Here is an 11,131-nt window from a genome sequence, read left to right as displayed (position 1 = left end):
ATCTGTCCGAACCCGCCGCGTTGGCCGCGCAGCTCACAGATGGCGACGGCTTCGTCCTGCACCTGACCGCCGACGGGGCCGAGCGCTTCGTGCGTGAGGTGCTCCCGCGGCTGCAGGATCAGGGTGTCGCCCGCACCCGCTACGAATCATCCACCCTGCGCGGTCATCTCGGTCTGGCCGCCGTTCCCGCGGGAGTCCTGTCATGAGCTCTCAGATGCACCTGAACCTCAACCTGCGCGGCATCGGCTTCCACCGCGCCGCGTGGCGGCATTCGACGGCACAGCCCACCGAGGTGTGCTCACTGCCGTACTACACCCGCATCGTGCAGGCCGCCGAGAAGGCCAAGCTGGACGCGGTGTTCCTGGCCGACAGCCCCAGGGTCTACAGCGACCGGGAACCGTTGGCCATGAGCAACGAACCGTTGACCCTGCTGGCCGCGCTGGCCGCCCAGACCAGCCAGATCGGGTTGATCGGCACCATCTCCACCACCTACAACGACCCGTACGAGGTGGCGCTTCGCTTCGCCTCGCTGGATCATCTGTCCGGCGGCCGGATCGGGATGAACTTCGTGACGTCCTCGGGTGATCCGATGGCCCGCAACTTCGGCTACGACAGCCACCCCGACTTCGAGCTGCGCTATGAGCGGGCCTCGGAGTTCGTCGACGTCGTGCTGGACCTGTGGTCCGGTGAACACGTTGCGCACCACGGGCGCTTCTTCGATGTCGACGGTCGGCTGCCCATTGCGCCGTCGCCGCAGGGCTTTCCGGTACTGGTACAGGCCGGAGCTTCCGATCGGGGTCGGGACATGGCGGCGCTGCGCGCCGAGGCCGTCTACACCGGATCATCGACCATTCCAAACGGTCTCGAGTTCTACGACGACGTGAAGGCACGGCTGGCGAAGTTCGGGCGCTCGCCGCATTCGGCGAAGATCCTGCCCGGCGTCGTGCCCTACATCGGGTCCACCGAAGCCGAAGGCAAGGCGTTGGAAGCCGAACTGGAGGATCTGGCGACCAAGAACGTCGACGTGGTGGGGCAACTCGGCGCCGAGCTGGGTGTCGATTTCTCCGTCTACGACCTGGATGGTCCCTTCCCGCTGGAGGCGTTCCCGTCGCCCACGCGGTTCAAGGGCGGGCAGAGCCGGCTCAACCGGCTGCGGACCTGGGTGCAGCAGGAGAACCTATCCATCCGCGAGTTGGCGATCAAGGTGGAGAAGGGGCTCAACAACGTGCATTGGACCACCGCCGGCTCGGCCGAACAGATCGCCGATGAGCTGGAGAGCTGGTTCCGTGCCGGCGCCGCCGACGGGTTCAACATCCTGGTTCCCCTGCACCCCAAGGGCACACTGGATTTCACCGAGCAGGTGGTGCCGATCCTGCAGCAACGCGGACTTTTCCGCACCGAGTACGACGGCACTACCCTCTCCGACCATTTCGAGCTCACGCCCGAACTACGCCCGAACCGTCGCACAGTCCGAAGCGCCAGATAACCAAGGGTCTTTGGCGGTTCGTCACGCTCTCGGTTGCAGGACCCGATGATCGGCTCGACAGCGCTCCTCGGGCACGTCTGTCCGTCGCTCTCACGTCTCTCCGGGATCGGCGTTTTGAGGTGCTCGTGTTCTTCGTATGCTGGGCTCTTGCCAGTGCTGCCTACCGCGGCTGAGCGTGGGAAGCGCCCGAATTGGGTACGTTCTGATGCAGTCACCTCCCGCACTGCCACGAAAGGTCCTACGGCACAACGGCAGTCAGGTACGACTCTGCGAGCCCGTCATGGCCAAGGTGGCGTCGATTTCGACTAAGTACTCAGGCGACACGAGAGAGTGGACGACGAGCAATGTGCTTCCCGGATAGTCGGCCGCACTGTCGAACCACTGGTCATAGAACGATGTCCTTTCGGCCATGAAGTCGTTGACAGATGCTTCCCGCGACAGATACGTGTTGACGTACAACAAATCTGAGGGCAGCGCACCCAGGCTCTCCACGACGCTGCGCAAATTCTCCAGCACCTGCCGTGTTTGGGACCGCGTATCAGAACCCGCCAGGTCACCGTGGGCGTCGATGCCGAACTGGCCCGAGACGAACGCGAGCTCAGAATCGCCTCGGCAGACGTTGACCAATGTGTACCGGCCCACTGGTCGCGCAACCTTTGCGACGTTCCACCTGTCAACCGTCTCCATCGCGGCTCCCACCTGAGTCGTTGTCGTGAGGTAGTGCGGAACCGTTGCGCCACCAGGAGGGGCGGGTACCGGCCCGTGCACTTAGTCCACCCCACGTGTTCGACACTGTCCACGTCGGCGCGCACCGTGTTCGGCGCACGGTTGTGTGCATTTCCACACTCAGGGGTTTGGGTCATGAGCGGCGTCGTTCCCCTGGTGCAACCGGTAGGCCTCGACGGCGAGCAACAACTCCGCCGCCTGCCGCGGCGACCTCAAATTCCGGCCGGTAATCTTCTGTATGGCACGAAGGCGCTGATGGGCGGTATTGCGGTGAATGTAGAGACGTTTGGCGGTCTCCTCGACTGAACCGTCGCAATCTGCGTACGCCGCCACCGTCTCCATGAGGCGGCCCCATTCTGGTGTGCGCGTCTGCGCCGCGTCACCGAACACTTCACCGACGACGAACCGTGACAATTCAGGTGCGCAAGCAGCGAATGCGGCGAGGAGCCGGTCGGTCATGGACTCGACTCCTGCCGCGCCGACGGGAAGGGTTCGGGCTGCGGTTTGCGCCAACCACAGCCGACCGCGGCAACTCTCCAGCCCGTCGATGACCGGCGTGACCCCGACCCGGGTGCCGGCGATCCGGCGCAGCTCGGCAAGTGGAACGTCCGGACCGCCCGACTGAAGCTCGATGATCCCGACTTGGCCGCCTTGGTCGAGGCGCCACGCTGATCTCAGGCCGGCCGTGCTCAGAACCGACCGCGGCTCCCTCAGGCCGGGCTGCGCCTGGGCGTCCAGTTCGGCAAAGGCCACGACGAACCTCGAATCGAGGCCGAACCCGTACTCCGCGACGAGGCGACGTGCCACCGAGTGGACTTCCTCGGAGCCACCCAACAGTGCGTCGACCAGGACACTGCGCTGACGGTCCAGGGACTGTTCAGCTAGGTGATAGGAGTTGGTGACACGTGAGGACACGATGTCGATCGCCTCCCACACCCGGCTGGCACCAGCGAGGAAGCGTGCGTGTTGATCGGCGGGCACTTCACCGACGACGAGTTCGAGCATGGCATCCCACACCACGCGGAAGTCGATCCTGAAGCAGTGCAGCACCGACTCCAGTGGTACCCCGCCTGCGCACCGGAGTTGACCCGTGCTTTCGGGCGTGTGCTGCAGGTGCTCCGGCATCGACTCCCCCGACATCGACCAGAGCACGAATGCGATGGTGGCCTCGGCGCCGAGGCGGTGATCCGCCTCGGCCACCAAGATTCGGTAGGCACGCTCGGCGGCGCGACTCTCCATCACCGCTCGGTCGGCGAGAACGCCGAGATGGTCGTCCAAGAGACGTTTCGCGATTCCCGCGACGATGTCCGTCGGCTCGCGTCCCGCATCAGGCGGGTATACCCAAGTGTGCATGTGCACATCGTACGAACGTGATTGTCGTGCACGCGCCCGCTGCGCGACCCGGGATGGGTTTGGTGAACTGAGTCACATCACTCTGACGGTCACAAAGGAGAGTCGTGGGACGGTTCTGGCATCCATTCGCGGACATGGCCGCGGTTCGCGCCGGCGGTGAGCTGGTCCTCAGATCGGGCGACGGTGTCTGGCTCCACGACATCGCGGGCCGAAAGTTCCTCGATGCCACCGCTGCGGCGTGGTACGCCAACGTGGGCTACGGCCGCACGGAGATCGCCGCCGCGATCAGCGATCAAGCGGGTCAGCTGCACGCCTATCACTGTTATGCCGACGTGGTTACCGAGACCACGTTGACGTTGGTCGACAAACTCGTCGAGATCGCACCGGTCCCAGACAGCGCAGTCTTCCTCACCAGCGGAGGATCGGACTCGGTGGACACGGCCTTGAAGATGATCCAAACCTATTGGCACGCGCGCGGACGCCACGACAAGAAGACGATCGTCACCCGCACGAATTCCTACCATGGAATGCATTGGGGAGGAACGAGTCTGGCCGGAATCGAACCCAACAGGGCGGGGTACGACGATCTGTTGAACCACACCACAGTAGTCGCGTGGGACGACCCCACGGTGATCGATGAGGCAGTCGAGCGTGCAGGAGGTGCCGACCAGGTCGCCGCCTTCTTCTGCGAGCCCGTCATCGGCGCCGGCGGAGTGTTCCCACCTCCTCCGGGTTACCTCTCGGCAGTGCGCGACGCATGCAGGCGCCATGACATCGTCTTCGTCGCCGACGAGGTCATCACCGGATTCGGTCGCGTCGGTGATTGGTTCGCCAGCACACGATTCGATCTCGCTCCCGATATCACGCTGTCGGGCAAGGGAATTACGTCCGGATACGCGCCGCTAGGCGCAGTCCTGGTCGCCCCACACGTCGCCGACGTCGTCTGGTCCCCGTCCGGACCCGGAGTGTGGCGCCACGGATACACCTACTCCGGACATGCGACCGCCGCGGCAGCGGCCCTGGCCAACATCGCCATCATGGAACGCGAAGACCTGCCAGCACGGTCGCTGGCCCTCGAACACACACTGGCAGAACGTCTTACGCCGCTAGCCCAGCATCCACTCGTCGCAGAGGTGCGTTCGGGTACCGGCGTCATGGCCGCGATCCAACTCGACCCGGGCGCTGATGGTGCGGGACCCGATCTCGGGCGCAACGTCGTCGCCTCGCTGCGGGAGAAGGGCGTTTTGACACGTCTGCTCCCCGGGGACGCGCTTCACGTGTCCCCACCGCTGATCATCGACGACGCCGAAATCTCGACACTGGTCGACCACATCTGGCACGTACTTGCGGACCACACGCCCTGATTCGTGGCCGCAACACGCGACCGCATCACCCAACAAACGACGCATACCAGCACGCCGACGAAGGAGCCCCATGTCCACTTTCCCTTCCCGCCTCCGGTCACCTCGACGGGCGGCCCCAGCTGCCGAGCCAACCCACGGCGACCAACCCCCGCCCTCGGGCCTGGGTTCGGGCCTAAGGACACGCCACGTCAGCATGATTTCCCTCGCTGGCGTGATCGGCGCTGGCCTGTTTGTCGGATCGTCCGGAGCCATCACCACCGCCGGGCCGGCGGTACTGGTGTCCTTCATCCTCGCCGGGGCAGTCGTCGTCTTGGTGATGCGCATGCTCGGCGAGATGTCGACGACGCGCCCCAGCACGGGCTCGTTCTCGACCTATGCCGACGAGGCGTTGGGCCGATGGGGCGGACTGTCGGTGGGCTGGCTGTACTGGTGGTTCTGGGTCCTCATCATTCCCATCGAAGCCATCGCCGGCGCCAAGATCATCCACCTGTGGATCGACGTGCCGCAATGGGCGTCGGCGTTGATCATCGTCGGCGTCCTGACCTTGACCAACCTCGTCAGCGTTCGGAACTACGGTGAACTGGAATTCTGGTTCGCGCTGGTGAAGATCGTGGCCATCATCGGTTTCATCGTCGTCGGCATCCTCGCGATCACCGGAGTTCTGCCTGGCACGTCCATTGACGCCACACACAACTTGTTCGGCGCCCCGAGCTTCATGCCGAACGGACCCGTTCCGGTGATCGCCGGAATCCTGACCGCCGTCTTCATGTACATGGGCACCGAAGTGGTGACCATCGCCGCCAGCGAGTCGAAGAACCCTCGGAGGAACGTTCAACGGGCCGTCAACTCGGTGATCTGGCGCATCGCAGTCTTCTACTTGGGATCATTGCTCGTCGCCGTGGCCGTCGTGCCGTGGAACTCCCCCGGTCTGAGCACCGACGGAACCTTCCAATACGTGTTGGGGCAACTGCACATTCCCGGGCTGCGACTCATGATCGAGGTCGTCATTCTCACCGCGGTCTGCAGCTGCGCCAATTCGGCGATCTACACCTCCTCGCGGATGCTGTTCTCACTCGCGGAGCGGGGCGACGCGCCCCGCCTCCTCGGCGACACCACCGGCCGCGGCGTGCCGACGAACGCGATCTTGGCCTCCAGCGTGGTCGGCCTCGTCGCCGTCGTCGTCAACTACTCGCTGCCAGAACAACTCTTCCAGTACTTGATCGCCACCACCGGCGCCATCGGGCTCATCGTCTATCTCGTCATCGCCGTCACCCATCTTCGCTTCCGGCGCGCACTTGACGCACACGGAGAACGAGCACCCGTCCGCATGTGGCTGTTCCCGTGGCTGACCTACCTGACCATCGGTTTCATTGGCTTCACCTTGATCCTCATGGTGATCGACCCGACACATCGCAGCGAACTGATCCTCACCCTGGCACTGACCGTCGTGACCGTCATCGTCGGCACCGTCGTGCAGCGGCGGGGCTCGCGCTCCCCCGACGGCCTTGACATGTCGCGGTAACCGCGCCCGATCTGCCGACACACCCCCCACATAGGAGAGCCGCCATGACAACTACCGCCACGCCTCATTTGCCGACCGCCACGCGTCGCAGGTCTGAGGTGCTCGCCGACGTCCAGCCACTACTGCACATCGACGGCGAATGGATTCAGGCCTCGAACGCGGCGACCTTCGAGGTCGACGATCCCTCGACCGGGACCGTTCTGCGCACCATCGCCGACGCCTCACCTGCCGACGGGCTGCAAGCACTTGCCGCAGCCAGCAAGACGCAAGCGTCGTGGTCGCAGCGGCCGGCGCGCGAACGAGGCGAGATCCTGCGCCGGGCATACGAACTGCTGACCGAACGCAGAGCCAATCTCGCGCTGCTCATCTCACTCGAGTCTGGCAAGCCGATGGCAGAAGCCCTCGCAGAAGTCGCCTACGGCGCCGAGTTCTTCAGGTGGTACGCCGAGGAAGCCGTACGGATCCGCGGGCAGATGGGCGACTCCCCCGACGGCAATGGCAGAGTCTGGACCCTGCATCAACCCGTGGGACCATGCCTACTCATCACCCCCTGGAACTTTCCCCTGGCCATGGCGACGCGCAAGATCGGGCCCGCCATCGCAGCCGGCTGCACGATGGTGGTTAAGCCCGCCGAACAGACCCCGCTGACCACGCTGGCCTTGGTCGACATCCTCATCGAGGCGGGTACACCCCCGGGAGTGGTCAACGTGGTCACAACCACCCAGGCTGGGGCGGTCGTCGAGCCACTAATTCGCGACGGCCGCATTCGCAAAGTGTCCTTCACCGGCTCGACAGCGGTCGGGCGACGTCTCATCACCCTCGGCGCCGAGCACGTCGTGCGAATGTCGATGGAGTTAGGCGGGAACGCGCCGCTGGTGATCTTCGACGACGCCGACCTCGACGCCGCCGTCGACGAAGCGGTGAAGGCTAAGACCCGCAATGCTGGGCAAGCCTGCATTGCCGCCAACCGAATCTACGTGCAACGGGCCGTGTCCGAGGAATTCACCGAGCGGTTCACCGCCGCCATGGCTCGATTGCGCGTCGGCAGAGGCACTGACGAGGGGGTCGACGTCGGCCCGCTGATCGACGACCAAGCAGTCACAAAAGTCGAGAACCTGGTCGAGGGTGCCGTGGCACACGGGGCACGGTGCCTGCTCGGAGGCTCCCGAATACCCGGCGTCGGTCACTTCTTCGCGCCCACCGTCTTGGTCGACGTCCCCGCCACCGCGCGCATCCACAGTGAGGAGATCTTTGGACCGGTCGCCCCCCTGACCTTCTTCGATACCGAGCGGCAGGCCGTGGAACTCGCCAACGCCACCGAATACGGATTGGCGAGTTACATCTTCACCACCAACGCCCAACGGGGTTGGCGCCTCACCGAGCAGCTTCAGACCGGCATGGTCGGTCTCAACAAGACCACCATCTCCAATCCAGCCGCCCCATTCGGCGGCACGAAACACTCCGGGTTCGGCCGCGAGGGCGGCAGCGCCGGAATTCACGAGTACTTGGAGACCAAGTACGTTGCCAGCCCCGACTAGAGACAACCCGTCGCCGGCAGGTTGCGCGCGGGTCGCAGGCTGCTGCGGTCCCGCAGGTCACCGACGACCGCCTGCGCCCCGAGCGTCTACCGCCACCGCTCTCGGTTGTACACCGATCTGTCTGCTTGAATGGAGACCGTGGACGACACCCAGACCGAAGCGCTACTTCACGATGCCCTCGACGCCCACGGCGGGCTTGCCCGCTGGACTGCACTACGCCAGGCGCAGGGGCGCATCGTCAGCGGCGGTCTGCTCTATTCAGGCAAAGGTCAGGCCCAAGATCAGACTTCGCGGCATTGGACAGTGACATTGCGCCGGGTAGAAACCTCACTGCAGCCGTTCGGGGCTGCGGATCAGCGGATGGTCTTCACCGCCGAGCGCACCGCCATCGAGAAGCAGGACGGGTCCACGCTGGCTCAGGCCGGAGATCTCCGGCCGAGTTTCGCCGGACACACCCTGACCACCGCGTGGAATCCGCTGCAGCGAGCCTATTTCAGCGGCTACGCTTTGTGGACCTACCTCAACAGCCCGTTTCTTCTGACGCTGCCAGACGTGCAGCTTTACCCCATCGATCCCGTCGACCATGACGGGCACCGTCTCGATGGGATCGGTGCGGTGTTTCCCGCTCACCTACCCACCCACAGCCGCCGGCAGCAGTTCTACTTCGGTGCGGACCGACGGCTGCGCCGGCACGACTATCGCGTCGACATCGCCGGGGCCTTCCCGGCCAGCCAATACCTCGACGATTTCGTCGAGGCTCAGGGCATCGTCGTTCCCCAGACACGTCGGGCGTACCGCAATGACGCCCGCGGGGCCACGCTCTGGGATGAGCTGATGGTCGACATGCAGTTCAGCGACATGCACTTCAGCGCCACGTGAACCCACTGTCGCAGACGGCGGCAGCTGACGCGTTGTCCTCCATACGCACTCAATGGTGCTTTGAATGAGAACAATTGGGATCCGCAGTGGTCTCCGAAGGTGGCCACTGCCGGTGACGTTGACTCGAAGTAGACAGATCGGTATGTTTGGATCTCGTGACTACCGCACGTGCCGTCAGCCGCAAGGGTCGGGGCGCACGTGAACGCATCACCGCGGCGGCCGACAAGCTGTTCTACTGGGACGGCATCCACGCCACCGGCGTCGACGCCCTCATTGCCGAGGCCGAAGTCTCCAAACGGACTTTCTATCAACACTTCTCTAGCAAGAACGAGCTCATCGACACCTACCTTCGAAACGTCGACGACGCTGGCGGCTCCCCGATGGAGCGGCGTTTGGACACCGCAGGGCTGGCGCCCCGTGAGCGCCTCCTGGCCATCTTCGACACCAAGGCCACCGGACGGTTCCGCGGATGCCCCTTCCACAATGCGGTCGTCGAGTCGGCAGGCACTCTCACCACCGCGGAGAACATCGTCCGCACCCATAAGCAGGGCTTCACCGACCGACTCACCGCCGTGGCCACCGACGCAGGCGCCGCCGATCCGTGGCTGCTGGCCCAGCACCTGCTGATCCTCTTCGAAGGGGCCACCGCGTTGGCCACCACCCTCAACGACACCTCACCGATGGTGCACGCCCGCGCCGTCGCGGCGCAGCTCATCGACACCGCCATTCGCGCCGACACCGACGCCTAGGGCAGCCCGCGTGGTCAGGGCAGCCCAACTCCCCTCCCCGAGAACCGAGTACCGCCACTGACCCCCACCTGCCCAGCGATGCACTCGACGACCGCGACTTTCGGTTGATGGGTCGTGACTGACTGTAGGTCGAACTGAGCTGGGCGGGCTCTCCGTGGGCAGGGTGGAAGCCGTTGGCGTTGTGATCGCCGACGCGTGGCCGTTAACGGTCGCTTCCGATGGCGTCAGCCAGGCGGGCGACCTCGTCGAGGTTGTCATTGCCGGTGAAGAAAATGATCTCATCGACATCGAGCTGCGTGTACTGATCAATCAGCTCTCTGATTGCCGATCTCGACGTGCAGACGACAACACTCCTGGCGAGGTGTTCGGGTGCGTACTGGTAGAAATGTCTGACGTTTGCCCAGCTGACCTCAGGGTCACTCAGGGCAAGGTAGGCCAGTGCAACCAGTTTCGGCTTACCGGAGCGGCCCGCTTCCCGCCAGGCTCGCTTCGCCTCCGTGAAGGCGGGTGCCGTCATACTGAGGGGCAGCGCTGGCGGGCGTCGCGAACCCTGCACGTTCGGAGTCCGCGGCCCAGCGCGGAATGGCGGACGCAGTGACGTTGCGGACTTGATTTGGAAGTCCAATGCCGATGTGCACGAGGATGTCCTGTTCGTCGTTCAGTTGGCGGAGAATGCACTACGTCTGCCGTTTCCTGTGCTCCGCTTGCGTTCTGCGGACACGGTGGGCATGCGTAGTACTTCGCGGCGGCGAAACCATATGACAGCATGTTGTCGTGACATACTCTAGAGCCATTCGACAGCGTGCTGTCAAGTCTGATGAGCCAGCGTGCGTCGCCTTCGCCGAACTCATCGATCAAATCGGCAGGTTGGCGACCGTCATCGAGTTAATCGGCAATGGTCTCGCGCGGCCCAGCGGTCAGAGCTTGGCCCGCTGGCAGGTTCTCGCGGCCGTCGATACCCAGTCAACATCGGTCTCGGGCATCGCCGAACAGCTCGGACACACCAGGCAAAGCGTCCAGCGCATTGCCGACCTCCTCGTCGATGACGGGCTTGCTCTCTACCGTGCGAATCCGGCGCATAGAAGGGCCAAGATGCTCGAGATCACGCCCGCCGGACGGACGGCACTGCACCGGATGCAAGCACTGTTCGACCAGCTCGTGCAGCGGACTAGCGCAGATCTGGAACCTGAACACCTTGACCGCGCCCGCCATACGCTCGACGAACTCCGTCAACGCCTCGAGGCGGAGTTGCCCCACCTCCCTCGAAGCTAAGCAGCGCCGCCATGAGCAACTGCCCTTGCACGTCGACGTCTACCGTGACTAGCTTCGCTAGCTGGCAGCAGGGTCGATGAGTCCGAAGCGCCAGGGGTTGAGTAGTGCGTCACGCAGTCGGCCGCTGAACGATTCGATCCACGCGTTCTGCCACTGCGGGAGGCTCGAGTTTCGGTGCTGATCAGATCGAACGAACTACCACTCCCCGTCAGCGACTACGTCGGGGCCAACCCCACCGATGG

At 64.4% G+C, this 11,131-nt stretch carries 10 protein-coding genes and 1 pseudogene; 8 read left to right on the top strand and 3 right to left on the bottom strand.

What is annotated here, in order from left to right:
• Both ABW137_RS20380 and ABW137_RS20375 read left to right on the top strand, forming a co-directional pair.
• A pseudogene (locus tag ABW137_RS20380) lies at positions 1-206 on the top strand (LLM class flavin-dependent oxidoreductase); the annotation flags it as partial.
• Positions 203-1,486 carry an LLM class flavin-dependent oxidoreductase gene (locus ABW137_RS20375; protein WP_526403250.1) on the top strand — a complete coding sequence of 428 codons (1,284 nt, stop codon included), beginning with the start codon at positions 203-205 and terminating at the stop codon, positions 1,484-1,486. The pseudogene ABW137_RS20380 and the gene ABW137_RS20375, both read left to right, overlap by 4 nt.
• A 255-nt stretch (positions 1,487-1,741) precedes the next feature.
• On the opposite strand, the gene ABW137_RS20370 is transcribed toward ABW137_RS20375, so the two are convergent.
• Both ABW137_RS20370 and ABW137_RS20365 read right to left on the bottom strand, forming a co-directional pair.
• Entirely contained in the window at positions 1,742-2,185 is a 444-nt protein-coding gene (locus ABW137_RS20370) for a RidA family protein (protein WP_526403249.1), read from the bottom strand.
• 147 nt (positions 2,186-2,332) lie between these two features.
• Positions 2,333-3,565 carry a PucR family transcriptional regulator gene (locus ABW137_RS20365; protein WP_526403248.1) on the bottom strand — a complete coding sequence of 411 codons (1,233 nt, stop codon included), beginning with the start codon at positions 3,563-3,565 and terminating at the stop codon, positions 2,333-2,335.
• A 134-nt stretch (positions 3,566-3,699) separates the two neighbouring features.
• Between ABW137_RS20365 and ABW137_RS20360 the strand changes: the two genes are divergently transcribed.
• The 5 genes from ABW137_RS20360 (at position 3,700) to ABW137_RS20340 (ending at position 9,617) form a co-directional block, all read left to right on the top strand.
• A complete protein-coding gene (locus ABW137_RS20360) occupies positions 3,700-4,929 on the top strand; it encodes an aminotransferase family protein (RefSeq protein WP_526403251.1) in 1,230 nt (409 codons plus the stop codon).
• A 193-nt stretch (positions 4,930-5,122) separates the two neighbouring features.
• Positions 5,123-6,451, top strand: a complete 1,329-nt coding sequence (locus ABW137_RS20355; protein WP_526403247.1) for an amino acid permease — start codon at positions 5,123-5,125, stop codon at positions 6,449-6,451.
• Between the two features lie 44 nt (positions 6,452-6,495).
• Positions 6,496-7,989 carry an NAD-dependent succinate-semialdehyde dehydrogenase gene (locus ABW137_RS20350; protein ID WP_526403246.1) on the top strand — a complete coding sequence of 498 codons (1,494 nt, stop codon included), beginning with the start codon at positions 6,496-6,498 and terminating at the stop codon, positions 7,987-7,989.
• A gap of 138 nt (positions 7,990-8,127) precedes the next feature.
• The gene (locus tag ABW137_RS20345; protein ID WP_526403245.1) at positions 8,128-8,868 is read left to right on the top strand and encodes a hypothetical protein; all 741 of its coding nucleotides are present in this window, start codon (positions 8,128-8,130) and stop codon (positions 8,866-8,868) included.
• A gap of 155 nt (positions 8,869-9,023) precedes the next feature.
• Positions 9,024-9,617 (top strand): TetR/AcrR family transcriptional regulator, encoded by a 594-nt coding sequence (locus ABW137_RS20340; protein WP_526403244.1) that lies wholly within the window; start codon positions 9,024-9,026, stop codon positions 9,615-9,617.
• A gap of 202 nt (positions 9,618-9,819) precedes the next feature.
• Here ABW137_RS20340 and ABW137_RS20335 read toward each other — a convergent pair whose 3' ends face one another.
• Positions 9,820-10,134 (bottom strand): hypothetical protein, encoded by a 315-nt coding sequence (locus ABW137_RS20335; protein ID WP_526403243.1) that lies wholly within the window; start codon positions 10,132-10,134, stop codon positions 9,820-9,822.
• 350 nt (positions 10,135-10,484) lie between these two features.
• Here ABW137_RS20335 and ABW137_RS20330 point away from each other — a divergent pair, with 350 nt between their 5' ends.
• The gene (locus tag ABW137_RS20330) at positions 10,485-10,889 is read left to right on the top strand and encodes a MarR family winged helix-turn-helix transcriptional regulator (RefSeq protein WP_526403242.1); all 405 of its coding nucleotides are present in this window, start codon (positions 10,485-10,487) and stop codon (positions 10,887-10,889) included.
• Positions 10,890-11,131 lie beyond the last annotated feature (242 nt).

The sequence above is a fragment of the Mycobacterium sp. genome, assembly GCF_040509115.1.
Taxonomy (GTDB): Bacteria; Actinomycetota; Actinomycetes; order Mycobacteriales; family Mycobacteriaceae; genus Mycobacterium.
The sequence above is the reverse complement of the archived record's forward strand: the minus strand, read 5'-3'. Positions and strand labels throughout refer to the sequence as shown.